This is a genomic window from Capsulimonas corticalis, from assembly GCF_003574315.2.
Lineage (GTDB): Bacteria > Armatimonadota > Armatimonadia > Armatimonadales > Capsulimonadaceae > Capsulimonas > Capsulimonas corticalis.
Window position 1 is genome coordinate 5,835,049 of the sequence record NZ_AP025739.1, and the last position, 16,941, is coordinate 5,851,989.

The 16,941-nt window shown below is 62.7% G+C and carries 14 protein-coding genes; 10 read left to right on the forward strand and 4 right to left on the reverse strand.

The features are described from left to right. Positions 1-16 precede the first annotated feature (16 nt). Complete coding sequence (locus D5261_RS25060; protein WP_119319406.1) at positions 17-1,804, reverse strand: tetratricopeptide repeat protein; 1,788 nt, start codon at positions 1,802-1,804, stop codon at positions 17-19. Between the two features lie 192 nt (positions 1,805-1,996). Between D5261_RS25060 and D5261_RS25065 the strand changes: the two genes are divergently transcribed. Both D5261_RS25065 and D5261_RS25070 read left to right on the forward strand, forming a co-directional pair. After that, on the forward strand, positions 1,997-3,646 hold the full coding sequence (locus D5261_RS25065) for a DNA polymerase/3'-5' exonuclease PolX (protein ID WP_165863902.1): 1,650 nt from the start codon (positions 1,997-1,999) through the stop codon (positions 3,644-3,646). Between the two features lie 8 nt (positions 3,647-3,654). Next, on the forward strand, positions 3,655-4,722 hold the full coding sequence (locus D5261_RS25070) for a histone deacetylase family protein (RefSeq protein ID WP_119319404.1): 1,068 nt from the start codon (positions 3,655-3,657) through the stop codon (positions 4,720-4,722). A gap of 36 nt (positions 4,723-4,758) precedes the next feature. On the opposite strand, the gene D5261_RS25075 is transcribed toward D5261_RS25070, so the two are convergent. Beyond that, entirely contained in the window at positions 4,759-5,868 is a 1,110-nt protein-coding gene (locus tag D5261_RS25075) for an alpha/beta fold hydrolase (RefSeq protein ID WP_119319403.1), read from the reverse strand. A gap of 12 nt (positions 5,869-5,880) precedes the next feature. Then, the gene (locus tag D5261_RS25080; RefSeq protein ID WP_301002223.1) at positions 5,881-6,588 is read right to left on the reverse strand and encodes a CPBP family intramembrane glutamic endopeptidase; all 708 of its coding nucleotides are present in this window, start codon (positions 6,586-6,588) and stop codon (positions 5,881-5,883) included. Positions 6,589-6,746: 158 nt separating this feature from the next. On the opposite strand from D5261_RS25080, the gene trxB reads away from it, so the two are divergent. The 4 genes from trxB to D5261_RS25100 all read left to right on the forward strand — a co-directional run bounded on the left by trxB (position 6,747) and on the right by D5261_RS25100 (position 9,419). Next, positions 6,747-7,691: a thioredoxin-disulfide reductase gene (gene trxB, locus D5261_RS25085; RefSeq protein WP_174721472.1), complete on the forward strand. Its 945-nt coding sequence runs from the start codon at positions 6,747-6,749 to the stop codon at positions 7,689-7,691. Positions 7,692-8,014: 323 nt separating this feature from the next. Continuing rightward, positions 8,015-8,374, forward strand: coding sequence for an MGMT family protein (locus D5261_RS25090; protein WP_165863901.1), 360 nt, complete (start codon positions 8,015-8,017; stop codon positions 8,372-8,374). A 16-nt stretch (positions 8,375-8,390) separates the two neighbouring features. Further along, positions 8,391-9,029: a cyclase family protein gene (locus D5261_RS25095; protein ID WP_165863900.1), complete on the forward strand. Its 639-nt coding sequence runs from the start codon at positions 8,391-8,393 to the stop codon at positions 9,027-9,029. Between the two features lie 3 nt (positions 9,030-9,032). Continuing rightward, complete coding sequence (locus tag D5261_RS25100) at positions 9,033-9,419, forward strand: hypothetical protein (protein WP_119319398.1); 387 nt, start codon at positions 9,033-9,035, stop codon at positions 9,417-9,419. 207 nt (positions 9,420-9,626) lie between these two features. On the opposite strand, the gene D5261_RS25105 is transcribed toward D5261_RS25100, so the two are convergent. Beyond that, complete coding sequence (locus tag D5261_RS25105; protein WP_119319397.1) at positions 9,627-12,101, reverse strand: CIA30 family protein; 2,475 nt, start codon at positions 12,099-12,101, stop codon at positions 9,627-9,629. Positions 12,102-12,308: 207 nt separating this feature from the next. Between D5261_RS25105 and D5261_RS25110 the strand changes: the two genes are divergently transcribed. Genes D5261_RS25110 through D5261_RS25125 form a run of 4 tightly spaced genes read left to right on the forward strand, consistent with a single transcriptional unit; the run spans position 12,309 to position 16,891 of the window. Continuing rightward, positions 12,309-13,448: a GntR family transcriptional regulator gene (locus tag D5261_RS25110; RefSeq protein WP_119319396.1), complete on the forward strand. Its 1,140-nt coding sequence runs from the start codon at positions 12,309-12,311 to the stop codon at positions 13,446-13,448. A 35-nt stretch (positions 13,449-13,483) separates the two neighbouring features. Beyond that, a complete protein-coding gene (locus D5261_RS25115) occupies positions 13,484-14,851 on the forward strand; it encodes a PQQ-dependent sugar dehydrogenase (protein ID WP_218025472.1) in 1,368 nt (455 codons plus the stop codon). Between the two features lie 31 nt (positions 14,852-14,882). Then, on the forward strand, positions 14,883-15,866 hold the full coding sequence (locus D5261_RS25120; protein WP_119319395.1) for an aldo/keto reductase: 984 nt from the start codon (positions 14,883-14,885) through the stop codon (positions 15,864-15,866). A gap of 35 nt (positions 15,867-15,901) precedes the next feature. Next, positions 15,902-16,891: an aldo/keto reductase gene (locus D5261_RS25125; protein ID WP_119319394.1), complete on the forward strand. Its 990-nt coding sequence runs from the start codon at positions 15,902-15,904 to the stop codon at positions 16,889-16,891. Positions 16,892-16,941 lie beyond the last annotated feature (50 nt).

Below are 16,941 nucleotides of genomic sequence, written 5' to 3' on the forward strand. Positions count from 1 at the left end.
GAGCCAAACGGAGTCGTCATACATGCTCCAGGCGTTTCAGGGCGCGCTGCGTGCGCGCCCGCTCCGTCTCCAGCGCCGTGAGGCGGCCGCGCAGATCGGCCGCTTCCTGCTCGTAAACGTCCGCCTGCGCGTCCATCATGCTCGCCCATTCGGCTTCCGCCTGCTGCCGCCGGAAGATATTGAAGAAGCTATCGACAAGCACCGACACCAAGTAAACCATATAGAAGAAGATAGGCCACGAGAACGCCAGGTAAGCGTACAGCAATATCTTGTTGAGATCGGGGCCGCTGACGGGGGATCTCGAAGGTCCGATCAGCGCCTGGACCTGCGGCATAAAGTGGACATCCACGCCCACGGCCGCCAGGAAGAAGATGGCGTAGATCCATCGCCCGCCGCCGCGAATGTAGCGCGACAGCGTATTCAAATTTGTCAGACGATCCCGGCGGTCGTCTTCCGCTTCAGTAATGATCCGGCGCTGCGATAAGTCCAGATCGTGGAGGGCGAGCGAAACTTTGTTTTGCTCGATGGCGCGCTCCGAGTCCACACGGAGGATCGTCTCACGCGCGAATGTGACGGTCTGATCGCCGTAAGCGAGCGCCTTACGCTCGATCTCCAGCGCCACCAGATAGTCGACGTCATCGAGCGCGGGAGTGTCGCCCAGCGCTTCCTCGGCGATTCCTTTGGGCAGCGCGATCGGCAAGCCCGCCTCGCGCTCCACCTCGCGCACGATCTCCAGCGCCTGCTGCCAGTGCTCCACATTGTCGTCGGCGCGGTCCCGCGCTTCCTCCAGCATCCGTGCAGCCATATCGGCCATCGCGCGCGCCAGGCGCGCCGCCGCGGCGCCGCGCAGGAAATCGACTTCCGCGAACATGCTGATGATCGTCGTCGGCCGGTCGTAGATACACTGCTCCAGAAGGCGCAGGCACTCCTCGGAAAACCCGCGGCTGGCGGCGTACCGGGCGGCGTCGAAACGCGTGTCGTGTTCGTCGCTCGCGACCAGCGCCTTTTGGATCGTCTCGTAAGCCTCCGCGAACCGTCCCTGCAAATGCTGCACGTAGGCGAGATGGCGCAGGCTTTTGACGTAAAACGCATCGCCCTTCACGGCGCTGAGCCGCTGGGCGCGGTAGAACGCTTCCTCGGCCTCCGGGAGGTTCCGTTCGTGCTTCCAGAGCAGCCAGCCGATCTCGAACCAGGCGACATAATCCTGCATCCCCTGCGGCGTGGTGACCATGTCTTTCAGGATCCGGAGCGCGTCTTCAAAGTCCTCTTCGCGGTCTCGCCCGAGCCGCTTCATGCCGCTGACCAGCCAGCGGTTGGATTCGGCGCGTCGGATCTGGGCCTGCGCTTCATACATGCCGCGCATCCGATCGTGGATCTTGACGAGAGCCTTCTGCTGGCGCATGAGCTGTCGCGCGAGCCGTTCGAACTCTGTCGCCAGGGTATCCTGAAGATCGGCCGAAGGATCGCCGTGAATCGGCAAAATGGTGTGCTGGGCGAATTCGAGGGGCTGAAGATCGTCGACGGGGAAATGGTCCATCCCATCCACGAGGAGGTCGATGTCGGTGGCGAGCGTCCCCAACTGCCCCGAGGTTTCGCGCCCGTTCACCATCACATCGATATTGCGTAAGGTCTGAGAAGCCTGGGAGGCTTGAGCTCGGAGGATGGTGGCGTAGAATTGTACGAGCTGACGGGCGTTTTCAGCGACCAGCTCCAATTGGTATTCATGCTCGATCGCGCGAAGGCGCTCATGATCGTGCCGGAACGGTTTGGGTATCAGCGAGAATAAGGGTCCGCCGCCGCTCATTGTGACATCTCACGAAATTCTACTTCACAGCTCAGAAGAGTGACTAATCGATCCCCTGTCAATCGTATGACTTACATAGTAAGTCTTCATCATATCATAACACCAATAGCAAGGGGACGTCAAGACAGGAATATTACAGATCGCCAACAATTAATTCTTTCTTCCCGTTCGATGATTGGGTACAATCGGCGCATGAGTGAATCAGGAACGCTGACCAACGGAGAAGTCGCGCGAGTTTTTGATAGAATCGCCGGGATCATGGAGATCCAGGGAGAAAACGCCTTCAAAATCCGCGCGTATCGCAACGCCGTCGAGACATTGAATACGCTGCCGGAGCCCATCGCTCAGATCGCCGCCGCAGGCCGTCTGGACGATATTCCCGGTTTCGGAGACGCCATCCAGGCGAAAGTCAAAGATATCCTCGGAACCGGCACTACGGCTTTATACGAACGGATCAAGGACCAGGTTCCGGCAGGTGTCGTCGAAATGCTGTCCATCCCCGGACTCGGCGCCAAAACGGTGCGCCAGGTCTGGCAAGGTCTGAAGATTGAAAGCATCTCCGCTTTGGAGACGGCCGCGCAGACCGGCAAGCTGACGGAACTGCCCGGAATGGGCGAAAAGAGCGTCCAGAAGATATTACAGTCGATCGAGCGCTATCGCAGATACAGCGGACGCATTCGGATCGGCGACGCGCTGCCGTTAGCCGAATCGCTGATCGCGGCGGTCCAAACGTTCCCAGGCGTTTCCGACGCGCAGATCGCCGGCAGCGTGGCGCGCGGGCAGGAGACGGTGGCGAATATCAACCTTGTCGCCGCCACGTCATCGCCCGCCGAAACTCTGCGAAGCTTTACCGAGCTTCCGCAAGTCGGCTCCGTCGCCGCAAGCGACGCCCACTTCGCGCGCGTGGTCCTGCATGGAGGAATGGAGGCGGATCTGTATGTCGCGCCATCCTCGGAGTTCGCGGCGCTGCGCGATGCGCGCATCGGCTCCGCGGCGCACAACGAAGCTCGCGCGGCCGCCGACAGAGACGGCTCGGTCGAGATCCTGCGGGCGATCCCGCTGGAGATCCGCGAGAACGGCGGCGAGATCGAAGCGGCGCTGGCGGGAACGCTCCCCACCCTCGTGACCCTGGCGGATATTCGCGGCGACGTCCACGCGCACACCACCGCGTCGGACGGCAAAACTACCGTCGAACAGATGGCGGCCGCCGCCAAGGCGCGTGGCTACGAGTATATGGCGATCACCGACCACTCGCAAAGCCTGTACATCGCCAACGGATTGACGCCTGACCGCCTGCGCGCTCAAATCGCCGAAATCCGCGCCTTGCAGGATAGTCTGGGAATTCGTATCTTCACGGGGTCCGAAGTCGATATCAAAGCCGACGGCTCCATGGACTTCGACGACGATCTGCTGCAAGAGTTAGACTTTGTGATCGCGTCCGCGCATCTCCATAACAATCAAGACAAAGACGCGCAGACCAAGCGTATTATCCGCGCCATCGAAAATCCGAACGTCGATCTGATCGCCCACCCCAGCGGACGCATCATCAATCGGCGCGATCCGTTCGACTTCGATTTCGACGCCGTTGTCGCGGCGGCCCTGCGCACGGACACGGCGCTGGAGATCAACGCCGCGCCGGAACGGCTCGATCTGAGCGACGTCCACGCGCGGCAGGCCGGCGCCGCCGGCGTCAAGATCCTGATCAACACGGACGCGCACTCCATCGAAAATTACGATCTGATGCGCTACGGCGTCCTCGTCGCCCGCCGCGCCTGGCTCACGCCTCACAACGTGTTCAATACCCGCCCGCTCGCCGAGTTCGAAGCCTGGCTGCGCCGATAGGAAAATTCATGACTGTCGTTTTCCCTCCACTGGGACTGCTCTACGATCCATCCGTCCTGAACCATCAAACGCCGCCGGGGCATCCCGAACGCCCCGCGCGTGTGGAGTCCGTCGTCTCCGGCCTGCAAAACACCCTGCTCTGGGACCGCGCCGCTCATCTGCCGGTCACGCCTGCGACTCGCGATCAAGTACGCCTTGTCCATACCGAGGCGCATCTCCGGCTGATCGAAGAAACCTGCGCGGAAGGCGGCGGCTACGTCGACGGCGGCGACACCTACGCGTGTCCACGATCCTGGGAGGCCGCGCTGGTCGCCGCCGGCGCGGCTATCGGCGCAGTGGACGCCGTATTGAATGATGAGCTTGGCAGCGCCTTCGCCATCGTTCGGCCGCCCGGGCATCACGCTACATCTGCCGGCCCCATGGGCTTTTGCCTGCTGAACAACGCCGCCGCCGCCGCCGCGCACGCCATCGCCGTCCACGGCCTGGAGCGCGTGCTGATCGTGGACTTCGATGTCCACCACGGCAACGGCACGGAGGATATCTTCTACGAAGATTCGCGGGTGCTGTACTTCTCCACGCACCAAAGCCCGGCTTACCCCGGCACGGGACAGGCGCAGTATATCGGCGAAGGCAAGGGCAAAGGCTACACCGTCAATGTCCCTCTGCCCGCCCACATCGGCGACGACGGCTTTCTCGCCGCGTTTGACGAAATTCTGCTGCCGATCGCCGAACGATACCAGCCGCAGCTCGTCATCGCCTCCGCCGGATACGACGCGCACTGGCGCAATAGCGTCTTCGTCCAGGGCATCGACGAGCGTATGACGACCACCGGGTTTTACGCCCTCTCCGAGCGCCTGCAAGAGATCTCCAACAAACATTGTCCGGGAAACCTCGTCGGGATCTTAGAAGGCGGGTACGACCTCGACGCGCTGGCTCTGGGCGTCCGGCAAACCCTCTCCGCCTGGACCGGCGAACCGCCCGTACAGGACACCATCGGGGCGCCGCCCGGAGGCGCCGATTCCGCCGAGACACTGGAGCGACTATTCACGCGCATCCGAGGGATCCATGGTCTGTGAGGCAGTTATGATGCCCCACAGGTGGACGGGGGAATCTTAACTCTCTCCAAAACACCGCGCGGCGAACCGTTCCAGATGTTTGTTGACCTCATCGTAGCATTCCAGCAAATTGAGATGACCGCAGTTGCGGTGGATGATCAGTTCGGCGTCCCGAATGCTTGCCGCCATTTCTCGCTGAATATCGGGCGGCATATTCACGTCGGCCTCGCCGGTCATTAAGAGCACGGGGACGTCGATGAGCGGGAGGGCGGCGCGGGCGTCGAAATCAAAGCAAGTGATGGCGCCGAGGCCGGCGGCGCGCATGGAAAACCGGCCGCAGCGCTCGGCGACGAAGTCGTTTTGCCCACGGCTCTCACGGCCGCAGTGCAGCCCGTACATGAGGGCCATGTGGAGACAGCCGGTCTGCAGCAGGCCGCGAGCGCAGAGATCAAAAAACGCCGGCCAGCGGGCGAGCAGCTTTCCCAATGGCTCCCAGAGAATACGGCGCGTCGGGGCGAGCCACCACCGGCCCTTCATCGTTTCCAGCAGTGGGCGATCGGTTCCGGCAAGCATCGCAAAGCCTCGGACATGGCGCATACGGTCGGGAAAACGCTGTGCGAATAGCGGCGCCAGCATGGCGCCGAGCGAATGGCCGACCAGGATACAGCCCTTCGGATGCCGGCCGGCGTCACTGGCGTCGAACACGACGGCGAGATCGAACAGCAAGGCGTCCAGCGAGTAATCTCCATTGGCGGGAGCCGACGAGCGACCGTTGGCGCGCATATCCCACGAAATCACCCGATGCTTCTTACTCAGCGCTTCCTTCTGGTAGTACCAGATCTCCTGCGTCAGCGACCAACCATGACAGAGCAGGATGGCCGGCGCATCGGCGGGTCCGCGCTCCTCCCAGGACAACGCCACGCCGCCCATGCCGAGCGCGACTCCCCGGCGCGCCGCCGGGATCGCCTTCGGTTCGTCGGCGATGGCCGGACGCAGATACCGCATCCACCACCGTCCCGTCAGAGACAGGACGACCAGCGTGAGGCCGAGCACTCCGTCCGCGCCCATGCGCTTGCGCTGGAGCGCCTGGATGAGCTTGACGATCCCAGCAAAGAAGGCGATGACGGGAGCAGGCAGGAAGAACAATGCAAAGAGAGGGAGCCACATATTGGTTTGGAATTACCCGCGCAGCACGGCGGCGAAAACAAAGATAATCGCCATGTCGAACACAAGTCCATGCCAGAGAATGGGAACGACGATCGAGCGCGTGCGTCGATAGAGCCAGGCGAAGAATATTCCGGAAATCACAATCCCGAGTACGGTCAGTTCGGCCCAGCCGGGACGCAGCAGCAGCCGGATGACGAGATAGTGCCAGCCGCCGAACGCAAGCGCCGTCCAGACGGCGCCGAAGGTCCACACCGCCTCGCCCATGCCGCGCAGTTCGTTCAGCACCACGCCGCGCCAAAACAGCTCCTCCAAAGTCGCGTTGACGGGGATAAAATACAGCGCCAGGGGAATCAGCAATTGCGTGCGAAAGCCGCGATGGGTCACAACGGAAAGGACCTCATGTGCGTCAAAGAGGCGGGCGCCAATCCAGTGATAGGCGGCGACGGACGCCGGGATCGCCACCACTACCGCGACCGCCAGCACCGCCCACTCGCGCGCTGTCGGCCACCGCAGTGAATGCCGCCAGAGCTTGCGCCCCCAGTAGATCGCCGGCGCCAGGCACAGCCCATGATAGAGCGCGAAGGTCAGGGCCAGGTTATCGAATCGGTACAAGCCAAACCAGACCGCCGGCCATGGCAGCAGAGTGAGCAGCAGAACGAGCAGCAGGCGGCGCTCGATGCGTATCCATCGAAGGTTCTTCACGCACTCACGGTAGCACAACCCCTTCTCCAGAGTCAAGGGACCTTAGACCTATGGAAATTCAGGGAACTCCAGCGGCCCGGCGCGGTGTTTTGATTTTGTAGGCCGATGTGCTAGAATGGATGGGGCGCGGACGGTCCGCGCGGAGGAGTACAGAGGTGACCAGTATCGAACATGACGTGCGCAATGTGGTGATTATCGGGTCCGGCCCGGCGGGTCTGACGGCGGCCATTTATGCGGCGCGAGCGAACTTGAACCCGCTTGTCATTGAAGGCGGCGCGCCGAACTTGCCCGGCGGACAACTGATGATCACATCGGACGTCGAAAACTTCCCCGGCTTCGCCCATGGGATCATGGGTCCGGAGCTGATGGATCAAATGCGCCAGCAGGCGGCCCGCGTTGGCGCCGAATTCTGGACGGAGAACGTCACGGACGTCGATTTCTCGGATCGGCCGTTCCATATCAAGACCGACGGTGACCGCGAAGTCTACGCCAAGACCGCGATCGTCACGACAGGCGCCTCCGCAAAGTGGCTGGGGCTTCCGTCGGAAACCGCACTGTACGGCAAGGGCGTCTCCGCCTGCGCCACGTGCGATGGTTTCTTCTTCCGCAACCGCGAAGTAATCGTGGTGGGCGGCGGCGACACGGCGCTGGAAGAAGCGAATTATCTGGCGCGCATGGCGTCGAAAGTGACCCTCGTCCACCGGCGCGAATCGCTGCGCGGCTCGCACATCATGCAGAAGCGCGCGATGGACAATCCGAAGATCGAGTTCGCCTGGAACAGCGTCATTACGGAGATCCACGATCCGAAGGAAGGCAAAGTCACCGGCGTCACGCTGCATAACTTGAAAACCGACGAAAAAACCTTCCTGTCAACCGACGGCCTTTTCATTGCGATCGGCCACTCGCCAAATACAAAGCTGTTCGAAGGCAAGCTGTCGATGGATCCACAAGGCTACATCATCACTACCGCCGGCCGCCCGCTGACCAACATTCCCGGCGTCTACGCAGCCGGCGACGTGCAGGACACGCTCTACAAACAGGCCGTCACAGCGGCGGGGTCGGGCTGTATGGCGGCGATCGAGGCCGAGCGGTTCCTGGAAGAGGAAGATTCGCACGGTTAAAGAAGGACGGCCCTGCCGGGTCAAACCCACCCCGGCCATCGGCCGATCCTTCCCCGGCAAACCCACCCCGGCCCTTCGGGCCACCCCTCCCGCCGACGGGAAGGGTTATTTCAGAGTGTGTTATCGCAAGCCGCTTTCGTAAGAGGCAATCCGACAAACCCTTCCCGTCGGCGGGAGGGGTGGCCCGAAGGGCCGGGGTGGGTTTGACCGGGAAGGATCGGCCGATGGCCGGGGTGGGTTTGACCGGAAGGGATCGGCCGAAGGTTGAGGTGGGTTTGCTCCGGAAGCGCCAGAGTAAATTTGCCCCTGCGGAAATAAATCTCATGTCATCCCCAATCGAACCCGAATTCCAAAAGATCTACGATGTGGTCCGCGCTATACCGCGCGGATCGGTTCTCTCCTACGGCGATGTGGCGAAAATCGCCGGCAGCACCGCGCGCACGGTCGGTTGGGCGATGGGCAATGTGGATGGCTTGGACGTCCCCTGGCAGCGCGTGGTGGGCGCGGATGGGTATCTGCGGATCGGCAAGCGCTCGCCGGAGCTCAAGGAAAAGCAGCATCGGCTTTTGCTGGAGGAAGGCGTCGAGTTTTTAGAGAACGGCTATGTCGATATGGCCAAACAGCGTGACGCCGGCGCGCCTCCGCCCGTTCCGCAAACACTTTCCCTCGATTTGGACGAATAGGAACCACGCAGTCTCCATGATTATTCACGATATCAGTCTTACGGTCACGCCAAAGACGATCACCTGGGACGGGGTGGAGCTGGGCTTTTCTTCGCTCTGGACGAGCCGAATCGGACCGGGCAGCGAGTGCAACGTTTCGCTGCTGACGGTCGGCGCGCACACCGGAACCCATCTGGACGCGCCGCTGCACTTCGTGGCGCAGGGCGGCGATATCGCCGGGCTAGATCTGACCACGCTGGTGGGGCCGGCGCAGCTGGTGGAGATTTTGGGGACGCGGGAAATTACTCCGGCGGACTTAGAGGCCGCCGGAATCGGCGAGGATATTGTCCGCGTGATCTTCAAGACGGACAACACGCAGCGCCGCCTGGTCCACGACACGCGGTTCCATACGGACTATACAGGTGTCGGTCCCGAGGCGGCGGAATGGCTGGTCGCGCGCGGGATCAAACTTGTGGGAGTGGATTACCTCTCCGTTGGCGTATATGGAGATAAGAACACGGTGACACACCAAACGCTGCTGGGCGCGGGCGTGGTGATCCTGGAGACACTTGCCCTGGATTCCGTCTCGCCCGGACGATATCTGCTTGCGGCCTTACCGCCAAAGTTCGCGGATATCGAAGGCAGTTCTTGCCGCGCTATACTGATCGAGGAGTAGAGAATGAACGAAGCCCCCCAGCCTATCTCAATGACGCGCATTGACTCGGACGAATTGATACAAGACGAAGAAACGCCCGAAGCCATCGACTTCTCCATCGTGCTGTCCCAAACGCCGCCCGAGGAATGGGCCGCCTCCTTTACCGCCGCCTACCACGATCTCAATCACGGCATCAAGCCGCCGGTGCGTCTCGAAGGAGACCGGATATGGATCAGCTTCTTACCCCGATACAACAGCGAGCTTCCGCTCTATCTGCGCTTCCTGCAAGCCGTTGTGAATGAGTCGAACCGCCAGGTTCAGCTGACTTACGAAATCCACCAGAACAGCGCCAAAGATCAAATGCGCATGCAATTCCGCGACCTGCTCCGGCAGACCGCGCTGCCTGCCTAAAAAGAGGATGACGCCAAAAAGCCCCGCTGGATTTCCAGCGGGGCTTTTTTAGGGATGGCCCTCACCCCCCGGCCCCCTCTCCCAATTTTGGGAGAGGGGGAGTCAGAGGGAGTTTTTTGATTTGGATCAAAGGTCCAAATCTTACTCCTAACCCTCTCCTAAGATTGGGAGAGGGTGGCCCGAAGGGCCGGGTGAGGGCGTTCCTTCCTACTGGATCTTATTCTTCTTGTTATACGCATCCACCGCCGTGCGCAGCTGCAATGAATACTTTGCGATCTGGGTGCGGGCGCTGTCGTATTCCGAATCCGGGAGAAGCGCGAGGGGTTTGTCGAGATAGGTTTTCACGTATCCCTCGGCCTCGTCGATCAAGGGTTTGGCGACATGGGCGTCCTTGCATTCGCGCAGCGCGGCGTAGAAGGTGGTGAGGTAACGCACGTCGTTGACGCCCTCGCGCAGCGCTTCCCACTGAAGGGTGTCCAGGACGCCGCCCTGCACCGGGTAGGTCAGCATGCGCGGGCGATACGGCGCAAGGGCCGGCGGCGCTCCGGCGCTGGTGTCATCGTAGGGATCGGCGCCGGTAGCGAACTGATACTCCGGAACGTAGGCGCCGTAAAGGTTCGCGCGCCAGAGCAGATATCCCGCGCTCAGCCGGTTAGCGTGCGGATCCTCGTTGGAGGCGTCCCAGTACCACCAGTCATGCTTGTTGGATTTGCGGGCGCCGTGAGTGCGCAGCAGCTCCTGCGGATACTCGGAGTCGCGATCGTAAACAACCAGCGCCAGTTTGTCCTGAAGGGCGTCGTAGTCGCTCTGACTCGTGACATACGTCATGCCGCCGAGTCCCGCTTTCGTGAGGGCCGCCAGATGGACGCTGCAGCTGTCGGTCGGATCGGCGAAGTAGACAAACTCCGGAGCATGGCTGTTCTTGCGCTCGGTCTCCACGGCGTCGGCCGCGGACGGCCCCTTGTAAACGTACGGCCCCAGAACTCCAGCGGCCTGATATGCTTGCAGCGCGTCCGGAAGAGTCGCCGCGCTGTCGTGCACGGAGACGTAGTGGAAGCCGTGGGAGACGATGTCCGTCAGCTGGGACGCCAGCGTATCCTTGGAGACGAAGTCCGTCACGGAGTCGTCGCCGGTATCGGAGGGCATCGCCGGCGCGGGGTCCAGGCGCGAGCGCAGATCGATGGCGTACTGCTTGGCGGCGCTCAGAAGGCGCAGCGGGAGCACATCGACATCGACCGGAACGGTGATGGGCGTGGACGAACCCGCCGCCGTCACAAGAAGCCGGCCGGTATAATGTCCCGGCTGCGCGTTTTTGGGTGTCGTCAGAGTGACCCAGAACTGCTTGGCGGTGTCCATGGGGATGGATGTCTGCGGAGCGCCGGTCAGGCGCACATCGGGAGCGACGCCGGTCAGCGGAACGCGGTCATCCTTGACGAGCAGTTCCGGGACGAGGCTCGCCTCATCGGGGTTTCGCAGCGCGCCCGTCCCCTGCTGCTTCCAGACCTTGACCACACGCACATCAAGGGCGTCCTTGGGGATCGTCTTGCCGACTCCCTCCAGGTCGTCCGCCATCTGCACGGTGACATCCTTCATCGCCTGGCGGGTATACACGCAGAAACTGGCCGCCTGCACCTGCTCCGGGCAGACTTGCAAGGTGATTCCCGAGCTTGTTCCGCCAGGTTCCGGCAAAGACCAGGGATAGACGGGATCGAAGAGCGAGGCCGGCGTGAAGACGAGCGTATTGCTGCCGACGGCCGCCATGGCTTTGTTCGCCGATGGGAAAAGAACGGTGTTGCGCCGCGCCGCCGGACTGAGCACATCCATCTTGAAGGCGACGCGGCCGCCATGGACCATCGCCGGCGCGGTCGCCAGGCCGAACGTGACCGTCGCCTGCTGCGCCGGCGTTCCCAGCGATGTCCACGCGGCGACATTTCCCTTTTCAAAATCGTCCACGGAGTCGCCCGACGTCACCGCGCCGGCGTCGCTCACCGTCACCCAGGTCACATCGTCAATCACGAGCGAGGACTTGGAGGGAACCGTCGCCTCAACGGCGAGCGCGTTCACCTGCGCGAACGCGGGAACGGTCACGGGACGCGTGGATACGGGACCTTGCGCATCGGCCGGCAAATTGAGATCCAGTCCGACCGTCTCGCTGCCGACCCGCCGCAGCGTAAACTTATCGCGCGGCAGCAGAATCTCACGCCAGCCCGTAAAGTTCACCTTCACCGAATCGGAAACCCACGTCGGACGCAGCAGCGCCGCTTCGTCGGTCGCCGTCGGCTCCAGCGCCATCAGGCGCACGCGCACCGACGAGCCCGAACCGTCGCCGCGCAGCCAGAAGCGCAGGCCGTTATTCGTTCCCATCGGAACGTCGCTCCGCCGAAGCAGCAAGTTATGCGCTTCTCCGCCGGAGAATGAGCCGGCCCACGGAGAGTTGGCGATCGGCGCGACCGGCGCGATAGCGATGGGCGCAACAGCCGTCGGTGTCGTGCTCGGCTTTTTTTTGACGCCGGCGGCCTTCGCCGGCTTTTTCCGCACGGCGGCTTTTGCCGAAGCGACTTGGTTGGAAATGAGAGGCAAACAAAGGGACAGGGCGGCGGCGAGCGCCGCGGGGCGCGAAATCGAGCGCGACTTGCGGGGGGCGGGCGCGGCGACGCGACGCGCGTAGGGTTCAAAGTACAACCGGTAAATCCTCCAAAACGTGCTGCTCTATCGAAAGTCCTGGTAGAGAGACGACGGCAGCCGATAGAAAAGTTCCCGGTAATACAACAAGTTTCCTGCAAGGCAGCCGAGATAAAAATTCCTCATGGGACATACCAGCTCTTGACTCTGACCACCCATTGGTTCATAATAAACCAGATTCAAACCAGTTCGTGAGGCGTCAGAACGATGGGCCGGCACAAAAGCGATGTGGAAATCAGGCTGCGGGAGTACCTGCGGCGGCCGGAGCGCCGCGTGGGCGACAAGCTCCCCGGCGAGCGGGCGCTGGCGGCGGCGCTGGGCGTCGGGCGCACCGCGCTGAGGCCGGCGCTGGAGGCGCTGGAGGCGGAAGGCGTGATCCGGCGGCAGCCGCGCTCCGGCGCGTTTCTGGCCTCCGTGCCTGCCCCGGCGGGACGCGGCGCGCTGCTCGCGGTCGTGGCGCCGTTGCAGGGCATGGGCGAGGAGCGGCCCGCCGGCGATCCCTCGTGGATCCACCGAGTCATCTCGGCGTTTGAGCGCACGGCGAATGTCGCCGGCGCAAGCGTCACCCTCTACGACCAATCTCCCCTCGCCGCCGATCCCTGCTCCGTCAAGGACCTCGTACGCCGCGCGGCCGAAGACGGGGCGGACGCGGTGATCGTCTTCCACGCCCTCGGCGAACGCGGCAAAATCGCGCACGCTCTCGCCATTCTGCACGACCTGGGCGTCCCCTCCGTCGTGATCTCCTCGCGCACCTATCCCGGCCTCGCAAGTCAGGTGTATTTCGACTCCGGCTGGGGATCGTATCTAGCGGTGCGCCATCTTCTGTCCTACGGGCACACCCGGATTGGTTTCGCCGGCGGCGCAAGTGGGCATGAATGGGTGCAGGACCGCCGGCGGGGCTATCAGGCGGCTCTGGAAGCGTCGGACATCGCTCCAGAGCCCCTCTGGGAGTTTCTCCCCAGCGACGGGGAAGCGGAGGCGTTCGCCGACGACGGCGCTTTCGCCGTCCGCCAATGGCTGGCGCTTCCCGCCGCAGAGCGACCCACAGCGATTGTCGCCGCCAACGATCAGATCGCCCTCAGCGTTTTGACCGAAGCCGCTTCGCATGGCCTCTCGGCGCCCGCCGATTTTTCGCTGATCGGGTTTGACAATGGCGCGGAAGCGCTCCGAATCGGGCTGACAACCGTCGAGCGGCCGACGGAGGCGCTCGGGGAAGCGATCGCCCGGGTCACGCTGGAGCGCCTTGCGGCCGGCCCCAGCGCCGACAGCGTCACGGTCCGTCTGCGCCCGGTGCTGATTCAGCGCAAGACCGTCGGATCGCCGGCGTCATCAGTAAAAAACAAGTAAAAACAGCAACGGAAATATCAGCACGGAGAGAAGAAATGACGACACCTAAGATCCGTATTAGCCGCACGGGCGCTCTGACCATGGCGCTCGGAGCCGCCGGGGCGCTATCCCTAATGGCGCTCTGTCCGGCGGGCAAGACCGAGCCGCAAAAGGCGCACGCCCCCAACGAGCTTCTCACTGGCCAGGCGGCGCTGAACTCGGACTGGGCCGACGACCAGCCGGGCCTGCGCCGCCACTTCACCGTCGCGGACCTGCCGGCCGCGTACGCCACGCAGTCGGTGGACAACGGTGCGCACATGGTCCCCAAGCCCGACGGCGCGCTGCCGAAGGCGCCGGCGGGATTTGCCGTCGAAGCGTTTGCGACCGGGCTCAACAACCCTCGTAAGATCATCACCGCGCCCAACGGCGACTTATTCATCGCGGAGAGCGGCCCGAACCGCATTCACGTGCTGCGGGACACCGATGGCGACGGCAAGCCGGACTCGAACGAAGTTTTTGTCGACGGCCTCAAGCAGCCGTTTGGACTGGCGTTTTATCCGGCCGGTCCTAATCCCAAGTATCTGTATGTCGCGAATACAGACTCCGTGGTGCGCTTCCCCTATCACAAAGGCGACCTGAAGGCGACGGGGCCGGGCGAGACGATCATCGACGATATCTCCGGAGGCGGACGCCTGCGCGGCGGCGGCCACTGGACTCGTGATATCGTCTTCTCCAAAGACGGCAAGCATCTTTTCGTCTCCGTCGGCTCACGCTCGAATGTCGAGGAGAACGACGGGCTAATCGAAGTGGAGAAGCGGCGCGCGCGAATCTTTGAATACGATGTCGATGGCAAGAACGAGCAAGTCTACGCCAGCGGTATCCGCAACCCGGTCGGCATCGCGATCAACCCCATCACTGCCGAGCTCTGGATGTCGGTCAACGAGCGCGATGGTTTGGGGGACAACCTTGTGCCCGATTATGTCGGCCATGTGGAGCCCGGCGGCTTCTACGGCTGGCCCTGGTACTACATGGGCAACAATCCCGACGGCCGCGCGAAAGGCGATCATCCGGCGGACCTTGGCGCGAAGACCTTAATCCCGGACGTTCTGGTGCAGCCGCATTCGGCCTCGCTCTGCGTGACATTCTACGAGGGCAAGCAGTTCCCAAAAGAGTATGTGAACGACGCCTTCGCCGCCGAGCACGGCTCCTGGAACCGCGCCCGGCGCACGGGTTACAAAGTCATCCGCGTGGCGACCAAAAAGGGCAAGGCGACCGGCGAATACCAAGACTTCCTGACGGGCTTCGTGACGACGGAAGGCGATGTGTGGGGCCGGCCGGTCGGCGTCACTGTCGGCAAGAACGGCGACCTATTCGTCACGGACGACGGTTCAAACACGGTCTGGCGTGTCAGCTACAAGAAGTAATTTTCGGCAACCACGAAATAAGGAGCACTCGATGAAATACAACAGCCTGGGACGCACCGGAGCGCAGGTGAGCAATCTGTGCCTTGGCGTGATGACCTTCGGATGGAAGACGGAAGAGGACGAAGCCTTTAAGGTGGTCGACCGGTTTATGGAGGCCGGCGGTAACTTTATCGACACCGCCAATGTCTACGGGCGCGGAAAATCCGAGATCATGACGGGCAAAGCGCTGAGCCGCGACGGCAAGCGCGACAAGATCTTTCTCGCGACCAAAGCGCACGGCAAGATGAGCGACGAGGATCCCAACGACTGGGGCAATCACCGCTTCAATCTCATTCGCGCCTGCGAGGCGTCCCTGAAGCGTTTGGGAACCGACCATATCGACCTCTATCAAATCCACCGCCCGCAATCCGCCGTGCCGATCGACGAAACCCTGCGCGCTTTGGACGATCTGGTCCGTTCCGGCAAGGTCCGATATATCGGGACCAGCACCTACGCCGCCTGGCAGGTGCTGGAGTCGCTCTGGGTGTCCAAGGAGTACGGTCTGAACCGTTTTGTCACCGAGCAGCCGCCTTACAACATTCTGGACCGGCGCATCGAGCGCGAGCTGGTTCCGCTCTCGCAGTCTTACGGCATCGGCATCCTCCCCTGGTCCCCGCTCGCCGGCGGCAAGCTGACCGGAAAGTATAAGCACGGCCAGCCGGCCCCGGATAACTCGCGCGAGGACCCGGCGAAGTTCAGCGAAGGAACCTGGAAGGCGCTCGACGGTCTCGACGCCCTCAGCCGCGAAAAAGGCGTCACGCCCACGGCGTTCGCCCTCGCATGGCTGAACGCCATGCCCGGCGTAACTAGCCCGATCATCGGCCCCAACTCCGTGGCGCAGCTCGAAGACAACCTCGCCGCCTCGGATGTGGAGATCACCGAGGACGATAAGAAACGAGTCGATGAGCTCGTTCCGCCGGGAACGCACGTCGAGGATTACTACAAGGCCGACTTCGGCCCCAACGCGCGCTGGTAAACCGCGTTCAATCGACCTCAAAAGAAAGAATCAGCATGGAATTACGCAATGTGGGCCGCACGGGCCTGCAAGTTTCGGAGATCTGCCTCGGGACGATGCAGTTCGGGTGGACGGCGGACGAGCCAACCTCGTTCGCCGTCATGGACGCCTTCCGGGAAGCCGGCGGCAACTTCATCGACACCGCCGATATCTATACCAACTGGGCGGGCGATGCATCGTACGGAGGCAAGACGGAAGAGATCATCGGCAAGTGGATGACGGCGCGCGGCGTCCGCCAGGACATCGTGCTCGCCACCAAGGTCCGGGGCCGCATGTGGGCAGGCGCTAACGGCGAAGGGCTGTCGCGGTCGCATATCCTTCGGGCCTGCGACGAATCCCTGCGCCGCCTGCAGACCGATTATATCGATCTGTACCAGTGCCACTGGGCGGACTTGAACACGCCGATTGAGGAGACATTGGAAACGATGAACGACCTCGTCCGGGCGGGAAAGGTGCGCTATATCGGCGCATCCAACTATCCGGCGTGGCGTCTGATGGAGGCCGTGTCGGTCTCCGAGCGGCGCGCGCTGGCCCGCTTCGACAGCTACCAGCCTGAGTACTCGCTGATGGAGCGGCAGCTATTCGAATACGAAGCCGCGCCCTTCTGCAAGCACTACGGCCTGGGCGTCATCCCCTACTCTCCCCTCGCCGGCGGCTTCCTGACCGGCAAGTATCGCCGAGACACGGCCACGCCCGAGAGCGTCCGCGCAAAGGGTAATCTGGAGAAGTACGGTAACGAACAGGGATGGGCCGCGATCGACGCGCTGGACGAAATCGCCAAGGCGCACGGCAAGACTATCGCCCAGACCGCCCTCGCCTGGCAGCTTTCCAACCCGGTCATCACCGCGCCAATCGTCGGCGCCAACACGTCGGCCCAACTCACCGATGCGCTGGGCGCCGCCGGATACCGTCTCAGCGCCGAGGAAATGACGCGTCTGAACGAAGCCTCCAAGTGGAGCCGCAACTGGCGCCCTATCTGGGATTGAGTTTTGGGAGAGTTGCCACGAAATAGCCGAGAGAAGAATCAAACAGCGCC

Bases quoted from the DNA above. Each gene is read 5' to 3' on its own strand.
- D5261_RS25095 (WP_165863900.1), top strand. From the start codon at position 8,391: ATGATTATTCACGATATCAGTCTTACGGTCACGCCAAAGACGATCACC.
- D5261_RS25075 (WP_119319403.1), bottom strand. From the start codon at position 5,868: ATGTGGCTCCCTCTCTTTGCATTGTTCTTCCTGCCTGCTCCCGTCATC.
- D5261_RS25070 (WP_119319404.1), top strand. From the start codon at position 3,655: ATGACTGTCGTTTTCCCTCCACTGGGACTGCTCTACGATCCATCCGTC.
- D5261_RS25110 (WP_119319396.1), top strand. From the start codon at position 12,309: ATGGGCCGGCACAAAAGCGATGTGGAAATCAGGCTGCGGGAGTACCTG.
- D5261_RS25120 (WP_119319395.1), top strand. From the start codon at position 14,883: ATGAAATACAACAGCCTGGGACGCACCGGAGCGCAGGTGAGCAATCTG.
- D5261_RS25115 (WP_218025472.1), top strand. From the start codon at position 13,484: ATGACGACACCTAAGATCCGTATTAGCCGCACGGGCGCTCTGACCATG.
- D5261_RS25125 (WP_119319394.1), top strand. From the start codon at position 15,902: ATGGAATTACGCAATGTGGGCCGCACGGGCCTGCAAGTTTCGGAGATC.
- D5261_RS25060 (WP_119319406.1), bottom strand. From the start codon at position 1,804: ATGAGCGGCGGCGGACCCTTATTCTCGCTGATACCCAAACCGTTCCGG.
- D5261_RS25100 (WP_119319398.1), top strand. From the start codon at position 9,033: ATGAACGAAGCCCCCCAGCCTATCTCAATGACGCGCATTGACTCGGAC.
- D5261_RS25065 (WP_165863902.1), top strand. From the start codon at position 1,997: ATGAGTGAATCAGGAACGCTGACCAACGGAGAAGTCGCGCGAGTTTTT.
- D5261_RS25090 (WP_165863901.1), top strand. From the start codon at position 8,015: ATGTCATCCCCAATCGAACCCGAATTCCAAAAGATCTACGATGTGGTC.